This is a genomic window from Actinoplanes sp. NPDC024001 (assembly GCF_040638955.1).
Lineage (GTDB): Bacteria > Actinomycetota > Actinomycetes > Mycobacteriales > Micromonosporaceae > Actinoplanes.
The window spans coordinates 17,661-41,556 of the sequence record NZ_JBEZZB010000040.1 but is presented as its reverse complement, the minus strand read 5'-3'; the positions used below and the strand labels follow the sequence as shown (position 1 = coordinate 41,556).

Sequence of the window (23,896 nt, the reverse complement as noted above, 5' to 3'; positions counted from 1 at the left end):
GCCGGTCAGAGCAGACCGTGGTCGCGGGCTTTGACGACGGCGTCGCCGCGCCGGGAGGCGGCCAGCTTGCGGTAGATCGATCGCAGGTGGGCCTTCACGGTGTTCACCGAGATGCCCAGCTCGACGGCGATCTGCCCGGCGCTGAGATTGGTCGGCAGGAACCGCAGCACGTCCGCCTCCCGGTCGCTGAGCCCGCCGGCACCGGTGTCGTGCGGTGACCTGCGCGCGGCGCGAATGTCCGCGAAGAGCTGATCGGTGAAGGCAGTGCGATCGCACAGGTGCAGCAGTTCCTCCAGCCGGCCGCCGGCCTGGTGCCGGAACGGCCGCCGGATTCCCTCCCGCTCGGCCAGCGAGACCGCGCCGCCGAGGAAGTCCACAGCCCGGCTGGCCTGCCCGTGGGCGTCGGCGAGCAGGGCGTTGAGGATGCCGGCCTCGACGGTGGCGACGGTGTGCGGCAGTGCGGTGGGTTCCGGGGCGAGCAGCCGCTCGGCGAGGCGGAGGTCGCGCAGTGCCAGGGCGGCACGGGCCTGGACGACGCGTCGCGGCAGGTCACCGGCCGTGCCGGGATCGCGGTGCGCGACCCGTTCGGGATGGCCGGCGGCCAGCTCGGTCTCGTCGTCGAGCAGCGACAGCCAGCCGTCCAGGGTGGGCACCCGGGTCCGGGGGTTGCGGTCCTCGCGCGCGGTGCGCAGGTGGTGCCGGGCCAGTGCGGGGTCACCGTGTGCCAGGGCGAGGCGGGCCTGGACCCCCGACAGCACCAGACGCTGAGCGGCCTCCGGATCGTTGCGGTGTGCCTGTGCTCCGGCGTGCAGGGCTTCCTCGGCCGCGACCAGGTCGTGGCGGTCCAGGTGGACCAGGGCGAGGGCCAGGTACGCGGCGACCGCTTGCAGAGTCGTCGCCCAGCCGCCGCGGTCGGCGAGGTCACGGGCCCGCCCGGCCAGGTGCGCGGCCTCGTGCACGGATCCGCACATGACCTGCAGCAGGGCCAGATGACCGGCGGCGTTGATCTCGGCGAGTTCCAGCCCGGCGGCCCGGGAGGCGCCCGCGGCTGCCCACAGGTCGCGGGCGGCCGCTTCGGTGCGACCGGTCCACAGCTGGGCGACGCCCCGGTTGTTCAGGGCGATGGCGCGGTGCTGGGCGGCCGGGGCGCCCTCGGCGGCACCGCCCTCGGCGAGCAGGGCGAGCAGCTCGGTGCCGCCGGCGGCAACGGCCGGCATGTCGCCGACCGCCCGGTCCACGGCGAGTTGCAGGGTGAGCACCATGACCTCGACCGGGCGGTGCTCGCCGTTGACCGACCGGCTGCGCAGCAGCTCGCGGGCGCGGTGCAGACGGGCCGGGATGGCGTCGTAGTCGCCGGCGTGGAAGAGCAGGACGGCCGCGCAGATCATCAGTTCCGGGGTGCTGTCAGTTCGTCAGCCGGCACCTGCTGCAGGACGCGCACCAGCGAGCGGCGGTGCGCGGAGAGGATCAGCGGCGCGGCCTTGCCGGTCACCAGCCGGCCGACGTACGCCCAGTCCCGCGCCGCGATGGCGTGCGACAGCGCCTCCATCACCTCGTTGTTCGCCGCGTACCAGCGGGCGGCGCGCCGGTGCAGTTCGGCGACCGCGGCCGGCGTCTCCCGGATCAGGTTGTGCCCGAGCGCCTCACGCAGCAGGTGGTGGTAGCGGAACCAGAGCGGTCTCTCGCCGAGGCGGACCACGAAATCGTTGTCGTTCTCCAGGCTCTCCAGGGTGCGCTGGCTGTCCGGCTGCGCGGTGATCGCGCTGGCCAGGCCGGCGCAGAGCCGCTCGCAGATGCTGGTCTGCAGCAGGAACCGCCGCTGGCGCCGGGACCGGCCCTCCAGAACCTCGCTGATCAGGTATTCCTCGACGCCGCGCAGGTCACCGGCGAAGTCGGCGAGCCGGCGCCCGCCGTCCGGAGCCGCCAGGAAACCGGCGCCGAGGTTCAGCCCGACCGCCCACCCCTCGGTACGTTCCAGCAGCGCGGCCAGGTCCTCCGGGGCGGGACGCGGCCCGTGCCCGTCGATCAGTGCCGCCGCCTCCTCGGCGGTGAACGCGAGGTCGGCCGACCGGATCTCGGTGACCTGCCCGGCCGCTCGCAGCCGGTGCAGGTTGAGCGCCGGGCGCGACCGGCTGATCAGGACCAGGCGCAGCCCGGCCGGCGGGTGGCGCAGCAGGTCGTCGATCTCGTGCAGCACCTGACCGTCGGTGATCTCCTGGAAGTCGTCGACGATCAGCACGCTCGGGTACGGCAGCCGGCCCAGCCCGTCGGCGAGGCGGCGGGCCCGCTCACGTTCGCCGGGCGGCACCGAGCCCAGCTCCGCGAGCGGATTGCCGGCGGGCACGGCGCCGGCCACACGCAGGGCGGCGATCACGTACGCCCAGAAGATCTGCGGATCGTTGTCGTGCCGGTCCAGGCTGAGCCAGGCCACCGGCCGGGTCTGCGTCTGCGCCCACGCCGAGACCAGCACGGTCTTGCCCCAGCCGGCCCCCGCGCAGACCAGGGTGACCGGCGTGCCCAGGCCGGTGTCGAGCAGGCCGAAGAGGCGTTCCCGGTCGACCCGGGAGCGCATCGGCTGCGGGCGTGCGGTCTTGGCCTCGATCAACGGCATGGACAAGGAGCGCCACCTCGCACCAACCAGGATTCGGCGCTAGCCAAGCACGTTGTTGAGCGCTGATGCAACAACCCGTTCAGCCGGTGGGCGCCCCGACGGTGCGGCGCACGCTCCAGTCGAAGCCGCCCTCGCAGACCACCGTGCCGCTCGCCGCGCTGACGCTCGCCGTGGTGGTGAAGCGGGCCCGGTCCGTGGTGCCGGCGAAGACACCGGTGAGCTGGGCCCGGGCCGTGTCGTCGAGGACGCAGGTGGCGGTGAGCCGGCCCCGGGCGGGCGCCCGGAAGCGCAGCCTCGCCGAACCGCCCAGCGGAACGATGCCCTCGAACGCCGCCTCGGTGGGCCCGGCCGCGATGATGGCCGCCAGGCCGGCCGCGTCGATCAGCGTGATCAGCCCGCTGGAGTGCAGCGATCCGATGACGTTGGTCAGCTCCGGCCGGACGTCCAGGGCGACCACACCGACGCCGTCGGCGGCTCGCAGCACCTCCAGGCCGGCGGCCTGGTGCGCCGGGATCGAGCCGAGCAGGGTGCGGGCCAGGCCGGTCAGGTCCATCCGCCCAGGTTGACCGGCCGAGGTGAACGACATCTGTCGTGCTGTCGGCCGATGGCCGTCGTTTCCCCCGCCCAGCGGCGACCTGCCCCGCCCGGCAGTTCGCCGCAGCTCACCATCCGCCAGCACCTGGCGCCGGCTCACACTCCGGCAGGACCCCTGCTGGACGCTCATACTCCGGCGGCGACCGCGGCGGCGACGAAGAGCACCTGCAGGGCGGTGCGCTGCGGCAGCGGGGTGACCGGCCGGCCGCCGAGGGTGCGGGAGCGCCGGGCGGCGGAGACGTTGGCCGGGAACATCGCCAGCATGAGCAGCGCGAGCCCGGCGGCCGCGAACGGTGCGAGACGCGGGATCAGCAGGGCGATCGCGCCGGCCAGTTCCAGGACGCCGGTGACCGTGACCAGCAGGCCGGGCCGGGGCAGGCCGGGCGGGACCATCGCGATGAGGTCGCGCCGCATGGCGGGTGGATAGAAGTGCACCACCCCGGTCACCACGAACATCAGCGCGAGGCCGCCGCGCAGGGCGGGCTGCCAGGCGTCCAGGGCGTCGACGCCGGCCACGCCGAGCAGCCGGAGCACCACGAAGCCGCCGATCAGAGCAATCAGAGGAGCCATCACCATCACCTTTCCAGTGGAAAGTTTCCACTGGAAAGATAGCGCGCTGGCGCAATGTTGCCAATGGCAAGATAGGATTTCGGGGTGACGAAGACCGAGCAGCCGGGCTACCACCACGGCAACCTGCGGCGGGTGATGCTCGACGCCGCCCTGCAAGCCATCGAGGAGTCCGGCCCGACCGGCTGGAGCCTGCGGGAGCTGGCCCGCCGCGCCGGGGTCTCGCACACCGCGCCGGCACACCACTTCGGCGACAAGACCGGGCTGCTGACCGCGGTCGCCGCCGAGGGTTTCGAGCTGTTCGCCACGGCGCTCACCGCGGCCGGCGACGACTTCTTCGAGGTCGGCACGGCCTACGTCGGCTTCGCCGTCACCCACCCGGCGCATTTCCGGGTGATGTTCCGACCGGAGCTCTACCGTCCCGACGACCCGGCCGTCAGCCCGGCCCGCGAGCGCGCCGGGCAGATCCTCGCCGCCGGTGGCCGCGAGCTCTCCCCCGGCCCGGGCCGCGACCGCACCACCACCGTGGCCGCCTGGTCGATGGCGCACGGCTTCGCCAGCCTCTACCTCGACGGGGCGCTCGCCGACGGCGCCGAGATCGACCCGGTGGCCGTCGCCCGCGACATCCTCGGGCTGACCTTCGGCCACCTGCGCCCGGGAGCGACCACGCCGAAATAAGCGCGGAAGCGGTCACGCCGCGGTGAGCGCGGTCACGCTCCGGTAAGCGCGGAAGCGGTCACGCCACGGTGAGCGCGGAAGCGGTCACGCCGGAATGAGACCGGCCAGGGCGGTGCGGGCCTCGCTCAGGGTGGCGATCTGCTGGTCCAGGTCGGACAGCCGCTCCCGCAGCAGCCCGGCGACGCATTCGTCCACATCGGGGCCGGCGCCGGTCACGCAGGGCAGCACCTCGCGGATCGTCGCGGTCGGCAGCCCGGCGGCGAGCAGCGCCCGGATCTGGCGGACCACCAGTGGGGCGCCGGAGTCGTACCGCCGGTGGCCGGTGCCGCTGCGCTCGGCGGTGAGCAGGCCCTGCTCCTCGTAGTAACGCAGCAGCCGGATGGACACCCCGGTCTCGCGGGACAGGGCACCGATGCGCATGAGCCACCTCACAAGCGCTTGAATCTCACATCGGTGAGAGATTCTAGCGTCGACCGCATGAGCGAAACGATCTTCTCCATCGGCGGCGACCTTCCGGTACGCCGCATCGGGTACGGCACCATGCGGCTCACCGGGACGCCGGAACCGGATCCGGCCACGGCGCCGGTCTGGCACGGGCCCACCGACCGGGACGCGGCGAAAGCGGTGCTGCGGCGCGCCGTGGACCTGGGCGTCAACCTGATCGACACGGCCGATGCGTACGCACTGGGGGCGAGCGAGGAACTGGTGGCTGAGGCGCTCTACCCGTACCCGGAAGGTCTGGTGATCGCGACCAAGGTCGGCGTGGCGCGTCCGAGCCCGGCCGAGTGGGTGCCCGTAGGGCATCCGGCCTACCTGCGTCAGCAGGTCGAGTTGAGCCTGCGCCGGCTGCGCACCGACCGCATCGACCTGCTGCATCTGCATCGCATCGATCCGACGGTGCCGTTCGCCGAGCAGATCGGCGCGCTGCGCAGGCTGCGCGACGAGGGCAAGATCCGGCATGTGGCGCTCTCCGAGGTCGGCGTCGCCGAGCTGCGCGAGGCGTCCCGGATCGTGCCGATCGCCGCGGTGCAGAACCAGTACAGCGTCTCGAACCGGATCCACGACGAGGTGGTGGACCACGCGGCCGCGCACAAGATCGCCTTCCTGGCGTTCTTCCCGCTCGCGATGGGTGAGCACGCCCGCGCCGGGTCCGCGATCGCCGAGGTGGCCGCTCGGCTCGGCGCGACACCCGGGCAGGTGGCGCTGGCCTGGCTGCTGCGCCGCTCCCCCACGCTGATCCCGATTCCCGGCACCACGTCGATCGCGCACCTCGCCGAGAACCTGGCCGCGCTCGACCTGGAACTGCCGGAGGCCGAGTTTTGATCAAAGGCGGTGGGGCAAGCACCTGGCCATGACCACCACGCTGAAAGCCCTCGTCCTCGGCTGCTCCCTGAAGAAGTCCCCGGCACCGTCCAGTTCGGAACTGCTCGGCCGCGAGGTGCTGACCGCGCTGGCCGACCACGACGTCGACGGGGAGCTGCTCCGGGTCGTCGACCACGACGTCCGGTTCGGTGTCACCACGGACGAGGGCGACGGCGACGCCTGGCCCACCATCCGGGAGAAGATCCTGGCGGCGCAGATCCTGGTGATCGCCACCCCGATCTGGCTGGGCCAGCCGTCCAGCGTCTGCAAGATGGTGCTGGAACGCCTCGACGCCGAACTGTCCGAGACCGACGATCAGGGCCGCCTGCTGACCTACGGCAAGGTGGCCGCGGTCGCGGTCGTCGGCAACGAGGACGGCGCGCACCACGTCACCGCGGAGGTGTACCAGGCGCTCAACGACGTCGGGTTCAGCCTCGCGGCGTCCGGCGGCACCTACTGGGTCGGCGAGGCCATGCAGGGCGTCGACTACGACCAGGCCGGGCCGAAGCCGGACACCACCGGCAAGGCGACCGCCACCCTGGCGGCGAACACCGCCCACCTGGCCCGGCTCCTGCAGGCCCAGCCCTACCCGGCCGGCTGATCGGCCGACTTGGCGTCCTGCTCGATCTGGGCCGGGTCGGCCTTGAGGTCCTTGGCGGCGAGCTTCTCGGCGCGGGCCATCGCCCGTTCCACCTTGGCGCCCATGTCCGCGACGGCGATGACGATCAGCCCGGCCTGGCCGGCGTCGAGGCTCTCGCCCAGCTCCTTGAGGTCCTGGCGGCTCATCCCGGCGGCGGCGTGCCCGGCGAGCGCGCCGAGCAGCGCTCCACCGCCGGTGGTCGCCGCGAGCAGGCCGCCGCCGACCGCGGCGAACGGGAACAGCGCCACGACCAGGCCGGTGGCCAGTCCGAATCCGCCGCCGAGCACCCCGCCGACCCGGGTCGGGGTCTCGTGCTTCTTGACGATTTTCGTCTTGCCGTCGGCCCGGCGCTCGACGACGGCCGCGTCGTACGCGTCGATCAGGCGCGCTTCGGTGTGCAGGTCCTTGACCAGTTCGTAGTCCGCCTTGGCCGCGTCCACGGAGGCGTAGACGCCGACGTAGGCAAGAAATGTGTCGACAGCCATGAGCTGATGCTCGTCGACGGCTACCGGGCGCGCCTCATCCCTGGGAGGTGACTACCCGGTTGCGGCCGGCACGTTTGGCCGCGTAGAGGCGGCGGTCGGCCTCGGCCAGCAGGTCCGCCTGGTTCGCGGGCCCGGCCGCGCCGGTGCTCACCGCGCCGATGCTGACGGTGACCGGCAGCTCCCCGGTGATCGGCGCCCAGTGGTGCCCGGCCACCCGCAACCGGACGGCGTCGAGCAGGGCGGTCGCGTCGCCGGGCAGCACCAGCAGGAACTCCTCGCCGCCCATCCGCGCCGCGAAGCCGTCGCCCACGACGTCCGCGAGGAGTTCGGCGACGGCCATCAGCACCCGGTCGCCAGTGTCGTGCGACAGCGTGTCGTTGATCCGTTTGAAGTGGTCGAGGTCGAGGAGGGACACGGTCACCGCGGTGCCGGCGGCGGCCGCCGCGGTGAGCACGTCGGGCAGCCGCTCGTCGACGTAGCGGCGGTTCCAGAGGCCGGTGAGCGGGTCGCGGCGGGCCTGCTCGCGATAGCGTTCGGCGTCGCGGCGGGCCTCCGCGGTCTCGAAGACCGCCTGCCGGGCGCGGGCCTTCGCCTCCTGCTGGGTGGAGCGCAGCTGTTCGCTGGCCGCGTGGTAACGCTTGTACTCGGCGAACGCGGACCGGTGGTCCCCGGCGGCGGCGAACAGTTCGGCCTGCTCGGCCAGGACGCGCACCCCGACGGCGGTCAGCTGGTGCTCGGCGCAGAGCTGGCGGCAGCGGTCCAGGCTGGCCTGCGCCCGGTCGAGCGCGCCGCGGTGCCGCTGGGCCACGGCGAGAGTCAGGGCGGCCTCGGCGGCGTCGTGGGCCTCGTACCACGGTGGCGCGTCGTAGACGTCGCGCAGGATCTCCTCGGCCTCGGCGTAGCGGCCGGCGCTGATGTGGATGTTCGCGACCGTGTCGCGTTCGACGATGAGCAGGTCGCGGCCGATCGCGCGGGCCGCGCGGTACATGCGTTCCACCGCGGCCAGCGCGGTGCCGGCGTTGCCGGCCTCCAGTTCGGTGTACGCGAGGTTGTTCAGCACCAGCAGCTGGCGGGTCAGGTCGCCGATGCCGACGGCGATGCTCTCCGCCTGCCGGTATCGCTCCCGCGCCTCGTCGGTGGAGCCGTTCTCGGCGAGCGAGTTGGCGAGCCGGATCAGATGGATGATGCGCAGCCCGGCCGGCGCCCCGTCGTCGAGCAGGTCCACCGCGCCCAGGGCGTGTTCCAGGCTGGCCGCGTGATCGCCCAGGTAGTGGAAGGTGAGCGCCAGGTGGAAGTGGCTGCGGGCCAGCAGCGGCCGGCAGTCGTGCTGTTCCGCCCACCGGTGGGTGGTGAGGAAGACCCGGGTGGCGTGCTCGACGTCGCCCTCGCGGCGGCGCATGTCGGCCTGCACCAGCCGGGCCCGGTGTGCGGACACGACGTCGCCGAGCCGGTCGGCGGCCGCGGCGACGGTGGTCGCGCGGGCGAGGATGGCCGCCACGTCGTGCCCCTCGTGGTTCTCGAGGTCGTCGAGTTCGGCGGCAACGTCCAGGGTCACCGCCGACGTATCGGCACCGGGCGCCGGAACTGAAGCAAACAAAACCCTCAGCCCGCACCCCGCCCCGCCGATGTCTGGCGACCGTATCGCAACCGGCACGCTACGGAGGACGCACGATGAGACGTACGAACAAGGTTGTGCGGACCGCGGTGGCGGCTGCCCTGATGAGCGGCAGCGTGCTGGCCGCGCCGGTGCCGGCGGCCGCCGCGACGGGTGGTGGGTGGCTGACCACCGTCCCGGCCGGCACCGGCGGGACCAGCCTGAAGGACGTGCGCACGATCATCGGCGCGGACACCGGGACGGCGGCGAGACTGACCGGCGACGGGGTGGGTGTGGCCCTGCTCGACACCGGGGTGGCCCCGGTCGCCGGGCTGCCGGCCGCGAACGTGGTTAACGGGCCGGACCTGTCGTTCGAGTCGCAGGCCGACAACCTGCGCTACCTCGACTCCTACGGGCACGGCACGCACATGGCCGGCATCATCGTCGGCAACGACAGCGCCAGCGGCGCCCGGGGCCTCGCCCCCGGCGCGCAGCTCACCTCGATCAAGTTGGGTACGGCGAACGGCGCCGTCGACGTCTCCCAGGTGATCGCCGGAATCGACTGGGTGGTTGAGCACCGCAACGACGACCCGAGCAACCCGATCCGGGTGCTGAACCTGTCGTACGGCAGCGGCGGCAACCCGTCGGCCGCGATCGACCCGCTGCAGTACGCCGTGGAACGGGCCTGGAAGGCCGGCATCGTGGTGGTCGCCGCGGCCGGCAACGAGGGCAACGCCGAGGCGCAGCTCACCAACCCGGCCACCGATCCGTACGTCATCTCGGTCGGCGCCGCCGCCACCAAGGGCACCGTGAGCACCGCCGACGACGACCTGGCCGCGTTCAGCAACAGCGGCACCACCGGCAAGCCGCTCGACGTGCTGGCGCCCGGCGAGTCGATCCTGTCCCTGCGCGACCCCGGCTCCAGCATCGACGACGCGTTCCCGGCGGCGCGCAGCGGCACCACGCTGTTCCGCGGCAGCGGCACCTCGCAGGCCGCCGCGGTGACCTCCGCCGCCGTCGCCCTGCTGCTCGAGGCCAAGCCGTCACTCACCCCCGACCAGGTGAAGAACCTGCTCAAGCGCGGCACCGCGCTGACCACCGGCAAGGCCGGCACGCTGAAGCTCAAGCAGATCAACGTGACCACCGCGCTGGGCCTGACCCCGGCCGCCGACAGCGCCCAGAAGCACCCGCTGTCCAGCGGCGCCGGCGAGATCGACGACGCCCGCGGCACCACCCGAGTCGTCAGCAACAGTGTGGCGCTGACCGGCGAGTTCAGCGTCTTCGGCCCGTTCCACAGCGCCAACTGGGCGGCCATGACCGCCGCCGGGCAGGCCTGGATCGGCGGCTCCTGGATGGGCACCACGGTCGCCGGCAACGGCTGGACCGGCACCTCGTTCGCCTCGAAGACGTGGGGCGCCGCGGTGTGGCCGGTCATCCCGTGGGGCGGCAGCCGGGTCTGGACCGACCCGAGCTGGTCCGGCCGCGCCTGGTCCGGCCGGGCCTGGTCGGCGGACGCGTGGACCGGCGCCCGTTACACCGCCACCGACGGCTGGAGCACCGCCCTCTGGGGTTAGGGCGCGTTCGCGCTCAGATAGGCCAACAGGACCGGGTCGGCTGCCCAGCCGGCCCGGTCGACCTCTTCACCGGTGCAGGTCAGCAGCGCCACCGTCACGGTCGTCTCGCCGCGCGCGATGACCCGCCAGGTGCCGCCGCTCTCCGCCCACCGGTCCAGCACCTCGATCGCAGGATTCGTCGACATACCTCATTCTGGCTCGCAGGCCGCATGATGGGGCATGCGGGAGCGCGGGGTGCTGGTCTCACTGGTGATCACTTCCAGCCTGCTCCCGGTCGCCCTCGGCGTCGCCGTCAACGTCGCCACCGGCGGGACGCTGCCCGGGCCGTTGCGCCCGCTGACCGCGCTGGCCTGGCCGGTGGTCGGCGTCCTGACCGTCATCACCGCCGCCCTGGCCATCTGGCAGGCCCGGCACAGCGCGGCCCCGGCAGCGCCGGTTCCGGCCCGCCCGGCGCCGGCCGATCTGCCGCTGCCGCCGGCCGGCCTTGCCGGCCGCGATGCCGAGCTCGCCGAGCTCGCTCGATGGACCACCGATGGCGTACGGGTGATCGCGATCACCGGTCCCGCCGGGGTGGGTAAGTCGGCTCTGGCATTGCGGCTGGCCACGCAGGTGGGCGCCCGGTTCCCGGATGGCCGCCTGTTCACCGATCTCGGCGCCGGCCGGACGACCGCCGACGTGCTGGCGTGGTTCCTGGCGGGTTTCGGCGAGCGGGTCGATCCGGCGCTCACCGAGCAGCAGCTGCTACGGCGTTACCGGTCGGTGCTGGCCGGCAAGCGGGTGCTGGTGGTGCTGGACGACGCCCCGGCCAGCGGCGTGGTGCGGCCGTTGCTGCCGACGGCGCCGGGCTGCCTGGCGATCGTCACCAGCCGGCGGCCGCTGACCGGCCTGGATGAGGCGGTCCACCTCCCGGTGGCGGCCCTGCCCACCGCCGCGGCGGTGGAGTTGCTGGCCGGCCTCGCCGGTTCTGACCGCGTGGCGCGCGAGCCGGCGGCGGCCGAGCAGGTGGTCCGGGCGTGCGGTGCGCTGCCGCTGGCGGTGCGGATCGCGGGTGCCCGCCTGGCTCACCGGCCCGCCTGGAGCGTGGCGGACCTGGCCGCCCGGCTGGCTGACGAGCGGTCCCGCCTGGACGAGCTGCACACCGGCGATCTGGCGGTGCGCAGCAGCTTCCGGGCGAGCTATGACGATCTGCCGGCGCCGGATCGGCGCGCTTTTCGGCGCCTGGGCGCGATTTCCGGGCGTTCGTTCGACACCGCGACGGCGGCTGCCGCCCTCGGCCCGCCCGACCGTGCGGCCACCGCGCCACCCGGCACGACGGACGGCCCTGGGCGGCAGCGGCAGCCCGGCGGCGCGGCTGCGGCGTCACCCGGCACGACGGACGACCCAGGGCGGCAGCCTGGCGGCGCGGCCGCGGCGTCGCCCGGCAAGAGGGACGAACCGGGGCGGCAGCCCGGCGGCGCGGGCGCGGCGCTGGAACGGCTTGTTGACGCCGGGCTGCTGGAGCCCTCGGCGCGCGACCGCTACCGGTTGCACGATCTGCTGCGCCTCTTCGCCCACGAGTGCCTGATCGCCGAGGAGTCCCCGGCCGAGCGTGCCGCCGCTCTGGAACGCCTGGTCGACCGGTATGCCGGCCTGGTCACCGGCGGCGCCGCCGCCGAGATCACTGCGGAGCGGGATGCTCTCGTCGCGATGCTGGCGCGTGCCGTCGACGACGGGCGGCCCGACGCGGCCTGGCGGCTCTGGCAGGCGACCGAGCGGTCCGCAACGCTGCGGGCCGACTACCGATTCCGGCTGGCCGCCGGCCGGCAGGCCGTCCGCGCCACCGAGGCGGGCGACGATGCCCGGCGTCAGGCCCACGCGCTGTGGCGGCTCGGCCGGGCCACCGACCTGGTCGGCGGCGCCGCGCAGGCCGTCGACCTGCTGTCCCGGGCGCTGCACCGATGGGTGGCCGGCACCGACGAGAACAGCCGCTGCCGCCTGCGCTGCGACCTCGCCAACGCGCTCGGCCACGTCGGCCGGCTCGACGACGCGGCCGAGCAGGCCCGAACCGCACGCTCCGGCTTCGCCCGGCTCGACGACGCGGCCAGCGAGGCCTAAGCGCTGAACATCCTCGGCAACCTGCTCCTGCGAACCGGCGACCCCGCCGGCGCGGTCCCCCTGCTCGAACGCGCGGTCGCCCTGCGCCGGAAGCACTCCGACGCCGCGCTGGCCGGCTCGTTGCTGCAGCTCGGCACGGCCCGGCTGGACACCGGCGAACCCGGCGCCGCCGGCACCGCCTACCGGGAGGCCCTCGCCGAGTACCGCCGTCTCGGTGACCGCCCCGGCGAGGGCCGTGCGCTGCGCGCCCTCGGCTGGCTCGCCACCGCGAACGGTGACCCCGCCGAAGCGCTCGCCCACCATGAGGAGGCGGTCCGGGTCCTCGCCGAGACCGGCACGACGGTCGACTACGGGCTCAGTCTCGAATCGGTCGGCGACTGCCGTTTCGCCACCGGCGAGTTCACCGCCGCCGACCAAGCGTTCCGCAAGGCGGTGGAAACGTTCACCGCCGTCGACAACCCGGTACGCCTCGGCATCGGCCTGCTGAAACAGGCGGCGGCACAGAGGGCGCTCGGCCGGCCGGGCCCCGCCGGAGAGGCCGAACACGAAGCCAACCGCATCCTGGCCGGCATCGACGCCCCGGAGATCCACGAGGTCCGCACTCGGCTCCGGTAACCCCCGGGGATCGGCGGCAGGTGGCGGTATCCGCGGGTTCCGGCCAGGCACGCGGGGTGACGCGGGCCATAGCGATGATCTTCGGTCGCCGTCGCGCGTCTCATCGGACAGAGCGTCCTACTCATGTCCGAGGAGCATCATGACTTTCGTACTCGTACCCGGGGCTTGGCACCTGCCGTCCGCGTTCGACCTGCTCAGGGGCGAGCTGGACCGGCTCGGGCAGCCCAGTCTCGCGGTCAGGCTGTCCACCGCCGGGCCGGAGCCGCGGGGTGGCCTGCGGGAGGACGCGGCGGCCGTGCGCGCGGCGATCGAGGCGGTTGACGGGCCGGTCACGGTGCTCGCCCATTCCTACGGCGGGATCCCGGTGACCGAGGGCGCGGCCGGGCTGGCGAACGTCGAGCGCATCATCTACCTGGCCGCGTTCGTCCCGGACGTCGGCGAGTCCATGTTCACGCTCCTCGGGCTCCCCGACCCGGCGGAGACCGACGGGCTCTTCCCGGTCAACGACGACCCGCGCGCGCAGCTCTACGGCGACGTGCCCGACGAGATCGCCGAGCGGGCCGTCCGGCAGCTCGTCGTCCAGCGCATCCAGCCGTGGGTGGACCGGGTCACTCAGGCGGCGTGGCACACCGTGCCGACCACCTACATCGTCACCGACAACGACAATTCGCTGTCGAGCGAGCTGCAGGAGCGGATGGCGAAGCACTGCGACGAGGTGCACCACATGCCCACGAGCCATTCGCCGTTCCTCTCGCGTCCCGCTGAATTGGCCGCGCTGATGACCGGCAAAGCCGGCGTGTAGACCTGCTGCCGCGAGTCCACCGTTACGGGGCGTTCCGGAGAAGCGTGACGCTGACGGCGAAGCCCGCGAGAACTATGAGGTACCCAGCGCCGATCCAAGCCCAGCGGTCCCGGCGAGGCCATACCCAGGCCGCGAGGACAGCTACGCCGAGACCACCGATCGCCGGGTAGAGGAACCCGCGCGAAGCAAACCAGAAGCCGTCCTCGGCGCAGACGGCAGGGTCTCGCTCCGGGCCGTCACACGACATTGCCAGGGCGAGCCCGACAAGGGACGTCCCCGAGAAGGAGATGACTGCCAGCAGCGCAGTTGCAGCTATCGCCGCGACTGTGCTGCGCCTGGTCCGCCGGCCGGGCCGAGCGGGCAGCCCGCCGGTGGTCAGCCATGCCCAGCGCACCTCGGGAAGCAGGAACGCCGGCCTGTCCGGCTGGTGGTTCCAGACGTCGCCCGACCATCCTGCCGGCTGGAGCGCGCGCAGCCGGCCGATGCCATCCGATGCGCTGCCGGCCGGTGTCAGGTCAAGATCAAACTCCAGGTACCGGGGGTCCTTCCCGTACGTGCCGATCTCGTGCACCTGAACATGACCGTGGCCGGCGAGACGGTGAGCCAGGGCCGTGGCCAGTTCCTCGCTCCGGGCAGCCGGTGCCTCGGCGAACAGGCGAATACGAATCTGGTCGGACGTACTCACCAGTGCAGCGTGACGCGTGCCGCGGGGCCGCCGCACACATTCGCCGCTTCCCGCCCCGGTGTGCCTCTTACGGGCACGGCTGGGGTGCCAGGGTGCGGAGCACGCAGAACTCGTTGCCCTCGGGGTCCGCGAGCACCACCCAGCTCACGTCGCCCTGGCCGACGTCCACGCGACGGGCTCCGAGCGCGATCAGCCGTTCCACCTCTTCGTCACGGCTGACATCGATCGGGCTGACGTCGAGGTGGAGGCGATTCTTGACGACCTTGCCCTCCGGCACCCTGGCAAAGATCACGGTTGGCGGCTGCGGCGCCGCTCGCACCGCCTCCACCGTCGGCTCCCCGGCGGCGATCTCGACCAGGTCGGGTCGTTCGTCGATGATCTGGTAGCCCAGCACCTGGCACCAGAACCCCGCCAGTCCGCGCGGATCGTGACAGTCGATCGACAACTCCGTGAACCTGCTCGTCATGCTCGCCCTTCCGCCAACGGTCACCGGATCATCGTCCGAGCTACGGTCGTCCGCCAACGATTTCCGGGGCGTCCGCTCGTACCGTGGGGTGTGGGTTAGGTTCTTGGCTCCAGAATGCTTGAGATCGTTGGAGCTCCGATGCTTTCCCCCACCCAGACATCGCTGAATCGCCGTAGCGGGCGCGCCCTGGGCGCAGGCCTGGCGGTCGCGGTGACCGGGGTGGTCTTCGCCGCGCTCGCCGGCTTCATCGGGCTCCCCGGGCGGTCGCCCGGCCTCGTGGTGGCCGCGGCGGGCACCGCAGTCGTGCTGGCGGGTGGCGTAACGCTCGGCGCGCTGATCCGCTCGGCTGCCGCCACGCCGGCGTCGCTCGGACAGTGGATCCGCCGCTCCTCAGCCGGCGCCCTGCTGCTGACGCCGGCCGCGCTGCTGGCCACCCGGCCGTTCCTGGCCGACGGCTGGTCCTTCGCCACCTGCGGGACGCTGGTTGACCGGTACCGTCCCGCCGCTTCCGACCTCACGGAGTTCCGGCTGGCCTGTGATGCCGCCGCCGGTGATCGCCTTCTCCAGACAGCGATCCTGGCCGCCGCGGGCTGCCTCGCGGCGGCGGGCTACGGACTGTGGCTCCGTCTCCGGTCGTCACCGGCCCGCGCCGAAAGTTCACTGCGGGCTCACTGACCGAGCTGATCGAATCGGATGTCCCGGCGTGCGAGGCATCGAGGCGGCCTCAGGCCCGGGACCACCCTAGCGACGGTGATTGACGTACAGCACCCGGCCGATCGCGAGCACCGCGAAGCCACCGAGCAGGTTTGCCGTGATCGCCGTCCCGGCGCTGTGGTCCTCCCAACTGTCGGTGACGGTGACGGCCACCACGATCACTTCAACGAGCACCGCCACGAATCCCAGCGCCCACAGCATCGCGCCACCGAAGGCCGCCCTGGCAGTCTTCTTGCTCGGTAGTGTACGAACGCCGCCCTGCGGGCCGCCGATAGCCGCCTCGATGGCGTCTCGAATCTGCTGCATCTCATCGTTCACAGCTTTGGAGAAGGAAACCGATGCGCCGTCTTCCATCGGTGGCCGTCCGGCAGCCGGCCCGAATCGGCTGATCGGCATGGGCTGAACGCCCTTCTGGATAACCTGCAGGTATCCGTAGTTCAAGGTCGTCGCCGGCTTGAACGCCACCCCGGCCAGTTGGCCGATATGCAGCCGCCGCTCGCCTTTGAGTACATGGCCGAATCCATCCTGTCCGATGACGACCCACTGGCCATCGAATACCGCATAGCCGAGGACGCCCCGCGCTCGAAGTACCGGAGAGGGAGCTCGGAGCGGCGACTCCGCCTGCGCGGCAGGCGGCGAGACCACGGTTGTTTCGGCTACCACCATCGAGCCCTCACCCATCCCGAGCCTGCGTGGCCGTTGTGGCGACGGTCCGCTTGCAACGTGGCGGTAAACGTACTCGTACAACTCATCGACGGTGATCCGGCCATCGCGATTCAGATCCGCAGCACCGGTTCCTAATCCGGCCACCACCGCCTCCGTGAAGTAAGACGGTCGCACCACCTCCGACTCGATGTCCTCGAAGCTGACTTCCCGCTCACCGGAAGCGGTCAGCACCGCGACTCCGCTGCCCTCCGGTAAACCACGGACTAATACGTCGACGTCCGCTTCGGCACCCGATCGCGCTTGCATACCCGCAATGAATCCGCCACTGAAGCAGCAATCGACCAGCACGACGGTAGACCTTGAACGACTCTCATAGATTCGGTCGCGCACCCATTCTGCGGCCACAGCGGTCGCGCTCAGATACTCCTTTTCAGTATCGGAGAATGCGAAATACAGCTTGCCCTGCCTATCCGGCAGGCCATGAGACGAGAAATAGACCAGGTTGAGTGCATCATCGACCCGGGCCTGCAGCAGAAAGGCTTCGACGGCCCGCTGCGCTTCACGCGCATTGCAGTCGATCTGTGCTGACACCTGGTCGTACCCGGCTTCCCGCAACACACGGCCCAGTTCCTCGACATCACGCCGCGGAGAACGCAATTGCGCGAGCGAGGAGTCGGTGTAGGTGCCACAGCCGACCAACAACGCTCGGCGCCGCCGCGGTGATCTTGTCACGAGGCGTTGTCCACCCGACGCAGATATGCGGATACGAGCTGGTCGCGCTGCTCCTTGGAGACGCGGCCCTGGAATCGGTTTCCATCAATCTCGATCACCACGTCGTTCGGCTGGCGGCTCAGCCACGACGCGATGACGACCATCAAGCTGTCCAGCACCGTGGGAGCCAACGTGACGGCGAACGCACCGACGGCAACCAGGGCCTCGGACTTGGCGCCGGCCGGCGCCTTACCAGCAGTCATTGGTTCAGCGCCGTCGACGTCGACCTTCAGAATTTCTCGTCGCAGCCCAGCGGCCAGGGCAGCCACGTCGTCGGCATCCAGGGCAGGGCATGCCACTGAGAGGGACATCTGCACCTGATTCATCAAGCGCCTCAATTCGGTCCACCGGCAACTCCGCAGGACGACCGCGACACTAGCGACTCGCGGCAGCAAAAGCGTCAGCCACTCGGAGGAAAGCCGAACCCCATCGTCGAAGCCCGGCTATGCCCGGACTGAATCATGCTGTGCTGATCTCGGGTGGTCATCGCCGACCGGATGATGCGGGGCGCGATCAAGCCGGCGGCGGCGAAGATTCCCGCCAGGCCGAGCCAGCCCGGCACACCCCAGCCGATCACCAGGGCGGTGAGCAGCGGCGGCGCGATCATGTTGCCGATCTGCCGGCCGGTTTGGTAGACCGCCTGGTACTGGCCGTGTGCCCACTCCCGCGCCAGGTCGAAGACCACCACGAACGAAGCGCCGGCCAGTCGCAGTTCACCCAGGACGTGCACGGCCGCGGCGGTCAGGGCCAGCACGACCACCAGCCACGTCGGCGCCGCATCGGTCGAGGCGAACAGGACGCAGGAGGCCGCGACCAGGAGTGCGGCGCGGAAGATGGCGGGCGGCGCGTCCGCCAGCGTCTGCATCCCGCGCGTGGCCCGGACCTGCAGTGTTATGCACCCGACGGTGTTGACGAGCAGGACCACGGAGACGAGCGCGGCCGGGGCATCGGTGCGCGCCACCAGCCACAGCGGCAGCGCGAGGGTGAGCATGTAGTTGAACAGGGCGGCGACGAGACCGTCGAGGGCCGCGAACGCCAGGAACGGCCGGTCACGGAGCGCCACCATACGCGGCCCACCGATCGGTGCTCGGGTGGAGCGAGCGGGGGCCGCCCGCGTGATGATCAGTGCGGCTGCCAGGCAGGTGACAGAGTTCCCGAACAGCACGGCCAGGTAGGCGGCCCGCGTGTCGGCCAGCAGCGCGGCGCCGGCCACGAGTGTTCCGAGGGCAATGCCGGCGTTGTTCGTCGAGCGCAGGAACGCCCTGGTGCGGATGCGTTCGGCCGGCGGCACCGCGCTCGCCGTCATCGCGCCGTTGGCGGCTTTGACGACGGCATCGCCGACGGCGATGAGGCAGGCGAGCGGGACGAAGGTGGCCAGGTCACGGACGAAGGCCACCGCGGCGCACGTCACCGCCAGCGCCAGCAGTGCGGTGATCTGCGAGGTACGCGGGCCGGCGCGGTCGATCACGTACCCCAGCGGGGTGGTGAGCAGGACGCCGGCGCCGGCGGAAACGCTCAGGGCCAGGGCGAGTTCGGCCGGTGTCAGCCCGGCGGAGCGGGTCAGGAAGAGCGCGCCGCATGCGAGGTACGCGCCGTTGCCGACGGTGTTGACGAGGGTGGCGAGCGCCAGGACGCGAGGAGTTCCAGGGGCGGGCAGCACCCCTGAACCCTAAAAGTACGTACGTACGGTTTGCAAGGCGTTTGATTCAGTGCGGAGCTCTCGCCGGGACGGTCTGCTCGGCCACCGTGTCGTCGAGGCGCGTGCCGCGCGTCTCCACCGCATACCCCGCGACCGCCAGCGCCGCCAGCAGAAACGCCGCCGCGAACGCCGACAGTGCCGCCGGCAGCGACGCGGCCAGCAGCGCACCCCCGGCCAGCGGCGCCGCGACCGCCCCGATCCGGGCGAACCCGCTGGCCGCCCCGAGCCCGGAGGCCCGCAGCTGGGTCGGGTAGCGCTCCGGCGTGTAGGCGTACAGCGCCGCCCACGCCCCCAGCGTGAAGAAGTTCATCAGCCCCGCCGCTACGAACACCAGCGCCGCCGAGTCCGCGATCGCCCAGGTGAACGTGGCCAGCGCCGCCGCCGCCAGATACCCGGCGAGGACCGGCTTGCGGCCGGCCCGTTCGACCAGCCAGGCCGCCGACAGATAGCCGGGCAACTGCGCCAGCGCCAGGAAGAACACGTACTGGTAGCTGCGCAGGAACCCGTACTCGTTGGCGAAGATCTGCGGCAGCCAGGAGAAGATCCCGTAGTAGCCGAACCCGATGAGCAGCCACACCGCCCACAGCAGCAGCGTCACCCGCCCCAGCGCCCCGCGCAACAGGGTGCCCGGCCCGGTCGCGCCTTTGCCCTCCGGTGGGGTCAGCGGCTCGCTGAGCGGCGGTGCGCCGTTGACCCGCGCCACCCGGTCGATCAGCTCGCGCGCCCCGGCCGCGTCACCCCGGCTGAGCAGGTAGCGGGCCGACTCCGGCACCCGCGCCCGGGCCCAGAGCACGAGCAGCGCGGCCGCCGCGGAGCTGGCCAGCAGCCACCGCCACCCCAGTGTCGGCATGATCAGCAGGGCGAGCCCGGCGGCGATGACCGTGCCGGCCGCCCACCAGCTCTCCAGCAGGACCAGCCAGCGCCCCCGGTCGCGGGTCGGCAGATATTCGGTGAACAGGGCGAAGTCCAGCGGTAACGCCCCACCGAGCCCGAATCCGGTCAGCGCCCGCAGGACCGCCAGCCACACCGGGTCGGTGGCGAACGCGGACGCCACCCCGAACACCGCGAAGATCGCGATGGTGAGCTGGAACCCGAGCCGCCGCCCGACCCGGTCGGCCATGATCCCCCAGAACCACGCGCCCACCAGCATCCCGGCGAAGGTCGAGGTCACCACGGCCCCGGCCTGGCCGGGACTCAGGCCGAACTCGCGGGTGATCCCCGGCAGCGCGAACGACAGCAGCAGGATCTCCGCGGCGTCCGCCGCCCAGGTGACCCCGCACAGGAAAAACAACCGCCGCTGGAACGTCCCGAAGCCGACGCGGTCGATGGCGTCCTGGATATGCACGGCTGCGGGTTACCCCGAGCAGCGCCGTTGACGCGTGCCCGCACATTCCCGGTGTGGCCGGCCGCACCCGGCCCGGATCCGGGGCGGGTGCGGGCACAACGCCAGAGATCCACGGCGACGGATATCCGACACCCCGGCGGGTGATCAGATGTGTCAATTTGATCGTCATGCTTCGTCGAGTTTGGACAGTCGCCGTTGCCGCCCTCCTCCCTCTGACAACGCTGGTCCCGGCCGGGCCCGCGCACGCCGCCGTCACCCCGCTCGCGAAAATCAACTTCCAGCCGGCCGCCTCCGCGCCGCCGGCCGGCTGGACCGCCGACACCGGCGCCGCGTTCGACGCGGCCCGGGGCCGCGGCTGGGTGCGGCAGGACGACCGCACCCCGCTCGATCTGATCCGCAACACCCGGGACCGGGCGCGCTCCGGCGTCGGCCCGCTGCTCAACACGCTGATCCACATGCAATATCAGCATGTCGGCGGCACCACCGGCGTGGCCACCGCCGGCGCCTGGGAGTTCACGGTGCCCGACGGCCGCTACCAGGTCACCGTCTCGGTCGGGGACCAGCCCGCCTACGACAGCAGCCACACCGTACGGGTCGAGGGCGTCACCGCGATCAGCGGTTTCGTCTCGACCGCGGCCGCCGAGTTCCGGCAGGCCACGGTCACCGTGCCGGTCACCGACGGGCGCCTGACCCTGGACGCGGTCGGTGGCACCAACACCAAGCTGAACTACGCCGAGATCTCCCGGGTGACCGACGAGCCCCCGGCTGCGCTGACCGCCACCGCCTCGGACGGCCAGGTCGCGCTGAGCTGGACCGGCAGCTCCGCCACCTTCCAGGTGCTGCGCGACGGCACCCCGATCGGCACCGCGAACCGCACCTCGTTCCTGGACACCACGGTGACCAACGGCACCGCCTACACCTACCAGGTCACCGACGCTTCCGGGCAGTCGAACACGGTCACCGCGACGCCGTCCGCGGTCAGCCTGAAGGTCAACTTCTCGGATGCGGCAACCGCGCCACCCGCCGGTTACGTGCGGGACTCCGGCGGGGCGTACACCGTCGCCCGCGGATACGGCTGGGTCGACCTCGGCGAGCGTACGCCGGTGGATCTGACCGGCAACGGCCGCAACCGCAACCCGGCGGCCGGCCAGGCCGACCTCCGTCTCGCGACGCTGATGCACGCCCAGCTGCCGGCCGGCTCGGCCGGCGTGCCCACGCCGGGCGCGTGGGAGGCCGCGGTCCCGCCCGGCCTCTACACTGTGACCGTCGCCGTCGGCGACGCCGGCACCTCCTACAACAGCGTGCACTGGGCGAACGTCGAGGACCAGAACGCGATCGCCGGCTTCGTGCCCACCGCGGCCACCCGGCACGCCACCGCGACCCGCACCGTGCGGGTCACCGACGGCAAGCTCACGCTGACGCCGTCCGGCGGCAGCAACACCAAGTTCCACTACATCGACATCGCGAGCGTCCCGGCCTGGGGAGCGATTCCTTCGGTACGGGCGAGCACGCCCGCCAACACGGCCACGAACGCGCCCACCACGACCAGCGTGGTCGAGGACCTCGTGCTGCCCAACGGTGGGGTCGCCGCGTCGTCGCTGACCGCCTCGACCGTCACGCTGACCCGGCTCTCCGACGGCGCGGCGGTGCCCGCCACCACGATCACCAGCGGCGGTGGCGACGTCGTCAACCTCTCCCCCACGGCGGCGCTGGCCGCCAACACCGCCTACCGGTTCACCCTGACCAGCGGTGTGCGGGACGTGACCGGGAAGGCGTTCGCGCCGTTCTCGATGGTGTTCACCACCGGCTCGGGCGGCGGCACCGGCGGTCCGATCGCGTTCGACAAGACCGTGGGCGTGGCGACCGGCGCCAAGTTCACCACGGTGGTGAAGGGCCCGGACGGGCGGCTCTACGCCGGCACCCTGGACGGGCGGATCTTCCGCTTCCCGATCAACCCCGACGGCACGCTGGGCACGGCCACGGTCATCACGACCGTACGCGACAACGCCGCCGCCCTCGGCCTGCCCGGCGCACCCGCCCGTACGGTGATCGGCATGGCCTTCGACCCCGCGTCGACGGCCGCCGCGCCGATCCTGTGGGTGACCGACAACTACGAGTACGTCGGCCCGCTGAACGTCCCCGACTGGTCGGGCCGGATCGGCCGGCTGACCGGGGCGAACCTGGGCACCTACACGCAGGTCGTGGTCGGTCTGCCCCGCTCGGTGAAGGACCACGAGACCAACTCGCTCGCGTTCGGGCCGGACGGCGCGCTCTATCTGAGCCAGGGCGCCAACAACGCGATGGGCGCCCCTGACTCGACCTGGGGCAACCGCCCGGAACGGCTGCTCAGCGCGGCGATCCTGCGGCTGGACCCGGCCCGGCTGCCGGCCACACTGCCGGTGAACGCGAAGACCGAGGACGGGGGCAGCTACGACCCGTACGCGACGGGCGCGCCGCTGACGCTGCACGCCACCGGCGTGCGCAACGCCTACGACCTGGTCTGGCACCGCAACGGCCACCTGTACGCCCCGACGAACGGTTCCGCGGCCGGCGGCAACACCCCCGCCACCCCGGCGACGCTGCCTGCCTCGTGTGCCCGCCGCGGCTACACCGGGCCGTCCGTGCCCGCTCTGACCAGCGTCAGCACGCCGGAGACCGACTACGTCTTCGACGTGAAGCCGGGCCGCTACTACGGCCATCCGAACCCGGTGCGCTGCGAGTGGGTCCTCGCCGGCGGTGATCCGACCGACGGCACCGACCCGTTCGAGGTGCCCGCCTACCCGAACGGCACCCCGCCGGACCCGAACTTCGACCTGGCCGGCACCTACGACGCCGGTCTGCACGCCTCCGCCAACGGGGTCATCGAATATCGCGGTCCGGCGTTCGGCGGCGCCCTCGACGGCAAGCTGCTGGTCGTGCGCTACTCGTCCGGCCAGGACATCCAGACGTTCGACGTGGCCGCGTCCGGCGCGCTGTCCAACCGCACCACGGGAATCACCGGACTGACCGGTTTCAGTCAGCCGCTCGACGTCACCGAGGACCTGTCCACCGGCAACCTGTATGTCACCGAGCTGGGCGCCAGCCGGATCACGCTGCTGAAGCCCCGCCTCTGACCACCTCGTGCGCCACCCGGTTGAGGGCGACCACCCTGGCATCGGCCCGTTCCGCGTGCCAGGCCAGTCCCCACTCGACCGGGTCGGCGCCGGTCAGCGGCAGGTAGGCCACGTCGGGGCGGGCGTAGTAGCGGCGCACGTGCGCCCCGACGGGCAGCACGCCGCGGCCGGACCCGACACAGGTGAGCATCTCCTGGAACGTCGCCGCCGGCGGCAGGACCGGCAGGTCCGCGAGCTCAGCGACCGGCACGGCCTGCCGCGCGGCGAGCGGATCCTGAGCGGAAACGGCCAGCATCCGCGCCTCGGAGATCAGCACGCCGCCGGCTGCCAGGCCGGGCACCTCGATCGGGTACGGAACCAGCGCCACGTCCACCACCCCGTCGAGCAGCCAGGTGGCGAACTCGCCGAGCTGAGCCTCCCGCACCGGGACCTCGGCCGCCGGGTGCCGCTCCCGGTAACGCTCGACGATCCGCAGCACGAACTGCCCGCCGGCCGCCCCCACGAAGGCGACGCTGACGGTGCCGCTGACCCGCCGGACCGCGGCGTTCACCTGATCCCAGGCGGGCCGTAGCTCGTCGCGGAGCTGCCGGCCGGCCTCGGTCAGCGCGACCCGCCGGCTGGTCCGGTGGAACAGCGCGGCGCCCACCCGCCGCTCGAGCTTGGCCACGGTCTGGCTGATCCGGGTCGTCGAGACGTGCAGCCGTTCGGCCGTACGCCCGAAGTGCAGTTCGTCGCCCAGAGTGAGAAACGCTTCGATCTCGTGCCGTTCGAGCATGGACCACCGCCGATCGTGAAGCTGTGCTTCACGATCGTTGCACACT

General features: G+C 72.2%; 24 protein-coding genes. 9 read left to right on the top strand and 15 right to left on the bottom strand.

What is annotated here, in order from left to right:
- Positions 1 to 5 precede the first annotated feature (5 nt).
- The 4 genes from AB0F81_RS17825 to AB0F81_RS17810 all read right to left on the bottom strand — a co-directional run bounded on the left by AB0F81_RS17825 (position 6) and on the right by AB0F81_RS17810 (position 3,775).
- The gene (locus tag AB0F81_RS17825; RefSeq protein WP_360198267.1) at positions 6 to 1,388 is read right to left on the bottom strand and encodes a LuxR C-terminal-related transcriptional regulator; all 1,383 of its coding nucleotides are present in this window, start codon (positions 1,386 to 1,388) and stop codon (positions 6 to 8) included.
- Positions 1,388 to 2,617, bottom strand: coding sequence for a hypothetical protein (locus AB0F81_RS17820; RefSeq protein WP_360198264.1), 1,230 nt, complete (start codon positions 2,615 to 2,617; stop codon positions 1,388 to 1,390). The genes AB0F81_RS17825 and AB0F81_RS17820 overlap by 1 nt, the downstream gene beginning before the upstream one ends.
- A gap of 73 nt (positions 2,618 to 2,690) precedes the next feature.
- Entirely contained in the window at positions 2,691 to 3,164 is a 474-nt protein-coding gene (locus AB0F81_RS17815) for a DUF4442 domain-containing protein (RefSeq protein ID WP_360198262.1), read from the bottom strand.
- Between the two features lie 167 nt (positions 3,165 to 3,331).
- Complete coding sequence (locus tag AB0F81_RS17810; protein ID WP_360198259.1) at positions 3,332 to 3,775, bottom strand: DoxX family protein; 444 nt, start codon at positions 3,773 to 3,775, stop codon at positions 3,332 to 3,334.
- A gap of 135 nt (positions 3,776 to 3,910) precedes the next feature.
- On the opposite strand from AB0F81_RS17810, the gene AB0F81_RS17805 reads away from it, so the two are divergent.
- A complete protein-coding gene (locus AB0F81_RS17805) occupies positions 3,911 to 4,450 on the top strand; it encodes a TetR/AcrR family transcriptional regulator (RefSeq protein WP_360198356.1) in 540 nt (179 codons plus the stop codon).
- Positions 4,451 to 4,534: 84 nt separating this feature from the next.
- On the opposite strand, the gene AB0F81_RS17800 is transcribed toward AB0F81_RS17805, so the two are convergent.
- A complete protein-coding gene (locus tag AB0F81_RS17800; protein ID WP_360198256.1) occupies positions 4,535 to 4,870 on the bottom strand; it encodes a MerR family transcriptional regulator in 336 nt (111 codons plus the stop codon).
- Between the two features lie 57 nt (positions 4,871 to 4,927).
- Between AB0F81_RS17800 and AB0F81_RS17795 the strand changes: the two genes are divergently transcribed.
- Together AB0F81_RS17795 and AB0F81_RS17790 are read left to right on the top strand one after the other, a co-directional pair.
- Positions 4,928 to 5,773, top strand: a complete 846-nt coding sequence (locus AB0F81_RS17795) for an aldo/keto reductase (RefSeq protein WP_360198254.1) — start codon at positions 4,928 to 4,930, stop codon at positions 5,771 to 5,773.
- Positions 5,774 to 5,801: 28 nt separating this feature from the next.
- The gene (locus AB0F81_RS17790; RefSeq protein WP_360198251.1) at positions 5,802 to 6,413 is read left to right on the top strand and encodes an NAD(P)H-dependent oxidoreductase; all 612 of its coding nucleotides are present in this window, start codon (positions 5,802 to 5,804) and stop codon (positions 6,411 to 6,413) included.
- Here AB0F81_RS17790 and AB0F81_RS17785 read toward each other — a convergent pair.
- Complete coding sequence (locus AB0F81_RS17785; protein WP_360198248.1) at positions 6,398 to 6,937, bottom strand: hypothetical protein; 540 nt, start codon at positions 6,935 to 6,937, stop codon at positions 6,398 to 6,400. The genes AB0F81_RS17790 and AB0F81_RS17785 overlap by 16 nt on opposite strands.
- Before the next feature lie 34 nt (positions 6,938 to 6,971).
- Positions 6,972 to 8,492, bottom strand: a complete 1,521-nt coding sequence (locus AB0F81_RS17780) for a GGDEF domain-containing protein (protein ID WP_360198245.1) — start codon at positions 8,490 to 8,492, stop codon at positions 6,972 to 6,974.
- Between the two features lie 116 nt (positions 8,493 to 8,608).
- Between AB0F81_RS17780 and AB0F81_RS17775 the strand changes: the two genes are divergently transcribed.
- Entirely contained in the window at positions 8,609 to 10,105 is a 1,497-nt protein-coding gene (locus AB0F81_RS17775; protein ID WP_360198242.1) for a S8 family serine peptidase, read from the top strand.
- Here AB0F81_RS17775 and AB0F81_RS17770 read toward each other — a convergent pair.
- Positions 10,102 to 10,290 carry a hypothetical protein gene (locus tag AB0F81_RS17770; protein WP_360198239.1) on the bottom strand — a complete coding sequence of 63 codons (189 nt, stop codon included), beginning with the start codon at positions 10,288 to 10,290 and terminating at the stop codon, positions 10,102 to 10,104. The genes AB0F81_RS17775 and AB0F81_RS17770 overlap by 4 nt on opposite strands.
- A gap of 34 nt (positions 10,291 to 10,324) precedes the next feature.
- On the opposite strand from AB0F81_RS17770, the gene AB0F81_RS17765 reads away from it, so the two are divergent.
- From AB0F81_RS17765 to AB0F81_RS17755, 3 genes are all read left to right on the top strand, one after another.
- Positions 10,325 to 12,199 carry an NB-ARC domain-containing protein gene (locus AB0F81_RS17765; protein ID WP_360198236.1) on the top strand — a complete coding sequence of 625 codons (1,875 nt, stop codon included), beginning with the start codon at positions 10,325 to 10,327 and terminating at the stop codon, positions 12,197 to 12,199.
- Positions 12,200 to 12,202: 3 nt separating this feature from the next.
- A complete protein-coding gene (locus AB0F81_RS17760) occupies positions 12,203 to 12,814 on the top strand; it encodes a tetratricopeptide repeat protein (RefSeq protein ID WP_360198354.1) in 612 nt (203 codons plus the stop codon).
- A 139-nt stretch (positions 12,815 to 12,953) separates the two neighbouring features.
- The gene (locus AB0F81_RS17755; RefSeq protein WP_360198233.1) at positions 12,954 to 13,616 is read left to right on the top strand and encodes an alpha/beta hydrolase; all 663 of its coding nucleotides are present in this window, start codon (positions 12,954 to 12,956) and stop codon (positions 13,614 to 13,616) included.
- Positions 13,617 to 13,638: 22 nt separating this feature from the next.
- Here AB0F81_RS17755 and AB0F81_RS17750 read toward each other — a convergent pair whose 3' ends face one another.
- Together AB0F81_RS17750 and AB0F81_RS17745 are read right to left on the bottom strand one after the other, a co-directional pair.
- Positions 13,639 to 14,301 (bottom strand): hypothetical protein, encoded by a 663-nt coding sequence (locus AB0F81_RS17750; protein ID WP_360198230.1) that lies wholly within the window; start codon positions 14,299 to 14,301, stop codon positions 13,639 to 13,641.
- A gap of 67 nt (positions 14,302 to 14,368) precedes the next feature.
- On the bottom strand, positions 14,369 to 14,767 hold the full coding sequence (locus tag AB0F81_RS17745) for a VOC family protein (RefSeq protein ID WP_360198351.1): 399 nt from the start codon (positions 14,765 to 14,767) through the stop codon (positions 14,369 to 14,371).
- 138 nt (positions 14,768 to 14,905) lie between these two features.
- On the opposite strand from AB0F81_RS17745, the gene AB0F81_RS17740 reads away from it, so the two are divergent.
- The gene (locus AB0F81_RS17740) at positions 14,906 to 15,442 is read left to right on the top strand and encodes a hypothetical protein (RefSeq protein WP_360198227.1); all 537 of its coding nucleotides are present in this window, start codon (positions 14,906 to 14,908) and stop codon (positions 15,440 to 15,442) included.
- 66 nt (positions 15,443 to 15,508) lie between these two features.
- Here AB0F81_RS17740 and AB0F81_RS17735 read toward each other — a convergent pair whose 3' ends face one another.
- The 4 genes from AB0F81_RS17735 to AB0F81_RS17720 all read right to left on the bottom strand — a co-directional run bounded on the left by AB0F81_RS17735 (position 15,509) and on the right by AB0F81_RS17720 (position 19,962).
- Positions 15,509 to 16,879, bottom strand: coding sequence for a caspase family protein (locus tag AB0F81_RS17735; protein ID WP_360198224.1), 1,371 nt, complete (start codon positions 16,877 to 16,879; stop codon positions 15,509 to 15,511).
- A complete protein-coding gene (locus tag AB0F81_RS17730; protein WP_360198221.1) occupies positions 16,876 to 17,244 on the bottom strand; it encodes a hypothetical protein in 369 nt (122 codons plus the stop codon). Before AB0F81_RS17730 ends, AB0F81_RS17735 begins: the two co-directional genes overlap by 4 nt.
- Before the next feature lie 74 nt (positions 17,245 to 17,318).
- Positions 17,319 to 18,578 (bottom strand): MFS transporter, encoded by a 1,260-nt coding sequence (locus AB0F81_RS17725; RefSeq protein WP_360198219.1) that lies wholly within the window; start codon positions 18,576 to 18,578, stop codon positions 17,319 to 17,321.
- A 46-nt stretch (positions 18,579 to 18,624) separates the two neighbouring features.
- Positions 18,625 to 19,962, bottom strand: a complete 1,338-nt coding sequence (locus AB0F81_RS17720) for an MFS transporter (RefSeq protein WP_360198216.1) — start codon at positions 19,960 to 19,962, stop codon at positions 18,625 to 18,627.
- Between the two features lie 167 nt (positions 19,963 to 20,129).
- Between AB0F81_RS17720 and AB0F81_RS17715 the strand changes: the two genes are divergently transcribed.
- The gene (locus AB0F81_RS17715) at positions 20,130 to 23,075 is read left to right on the top strand and encodes an Ig-like domain-containing protein (protein WP_360198213.1); all 2,946 of its coding nucleotides are present in this window, start codon (positions 20,130 to 20,132) and stop codon (positions 23,073 to 23,075) included.
- Here AB0F81_RS17715 and AB0F81_RS17710 read toward each other — a convergent pair.
- Positions 23,050 to 23,850, bottom strand: coding sequence for a LysR substrate-binding domain-containing protein (locus tag AB0F81_RS17710; protein ID WP_360198211.1), 801 nt, complete (start codon positions 23,848 to 23,850; stop codon positions 23,050 to 23,052). The two genes, AB0F81_RS17715 and AB0F81_RS17710, sit on opposite strands and share 26 nt — an antisense overlap.
- Positions 23,851 to 23,896: the final 46 nt, after the last annotated feature.

What these genes read in the sequence shown, in the direction of transcription:
- AB0F81_RS17740 (WP_360198227.1), top strand. Translation starts at nt 14,906, where the DNA reads ATGCTTTCCCCCACCCAGACATCGCTGAATCGCCGTAGCGGGCGCGCC.
- AB0F81_RS17710 (WP_360198211.1), bottom strand. Translation starts at nt 23,850, where the DNA reads ATGCTCGAACGGCACGAGATCGAAGCGTTTCTCACTCTGGGCGACGAA.
- AB0F81_RS17745 (WP_360198351.1), bottom strand. Translation starts at nt 14,767, where the DNA reads ATGACGAGCAGGTTCACGGAGTTGTCGATCGACTGTCACGATCCGCGC.
- AB0F81_RS17775 (WP_360198242.1), top strand. Translation starts at nt 8,609, where the DNA reads ATGAGACGTACGAACAAGGTTGTGCGGACCGCGGTGGCGGCTGCCCTG.
- AB0F81_RS17815 (WP_360198262.1), bottom strand. Translation starts at nt 3,164, where the DNA reads ATGGACCTGACCGGCCTGGCCCGCACCCTGCTCGGCTCGATCCCGGCG.
- AB0F81_RS17790 (WP_360198251.1), top strand. Translation starts at nt 5,802, where the DNA reads ATGACCACCACGCTGAAAGCCCTCGTCCTCGGCTGCTCCCTGAAGAAG.
- AB0F81_RS17785 (WP_360198248.1), bottom strand. Translation starts at nt 6,937, where the DNA reads ATGGCTGTCGACACATTTCTTGCCTACGTCGGCGTCTACGCCTCCGTG.
- AB0F81_RS17805 (WP_360198356.1), top strand. Translation starts at nt 3,911, where the DNA reads ATGCTCGACGCCGCCCTGCAAGCCATCGAGGAGTCCGGCCCGACCGGC.
- AB0F81_RS17795 (WP_360198254.1), top strand. Translation starts at nt 4,928, where the DNA reads ATGAGCGAAACGATCTTCTCCATCGGCGGCGACCTTCCGGTACGCCGC.
- AB0F81_RS17755 (WP_360198233.1), top strand. Translation starts at nt 12,954, where the DNA reads ATGACTTTCGTACTCGTACCCGGGGCTTGGCACCTGCCGTCCGCGTTC.
- AB0F81_RS17800 (WP_360198256.1), bottom strand. Translation starts at nt 4,870, where the DNA reads ATGCGCATCGGTGCCCTGTCCCGCGAGACCGGGGTGTCCATCCGGCTG.
- AB0F81_RS17770 (WP_360198239.1), bottom strand. Translation starts at nt 10,290, where the DNA reads ATGTCGACGAATCCTGCGATCGAGGTGCTGGACCGGTGGGCGGAGAGC.
- AB0F81_RS17765 (WP_360198236.1), top strand. Translation starts at nt 10,325, where the DNA reads ATGCGGGAGCGCGGGGTGCTGGTCTCACTGGTGATCACTTCCAGCCTG.
- AB0F81_RS17810 (WP_360198259.1), bottom strand. Translation starts at nt 3,775, where the DNA reads ATGGCTCCTCTGATTGCTCTGATCGGCGGCTTCGTGGTGCTCCGGCTG.
- AB0F81_RS17825 (WP_360198267.1), bottom strand. Translation starts at nt 1,388, where the DNA reads ATGATCTGCGCGGCCGTCCTGCTCTTCCACGCCGGCGACTACGACGCC.
- AB0F81_RS17730 (WP_360198221.1), bottom strand. Translation starts at nt 17,244, where the DNA reads ATGAATCAGGTGCAGATGTCCCTCTCAGTGGCATGCCCTGCCCTGGAT.
- AB0F81_RS17715 (WP_360198213.1), top strand. Translation starts at nt 20,130, where the DNA reads ATGCTTCGTCGAGTTTGGACAGTCGCCGTTGCCGCCCTCCTCCCTCTG.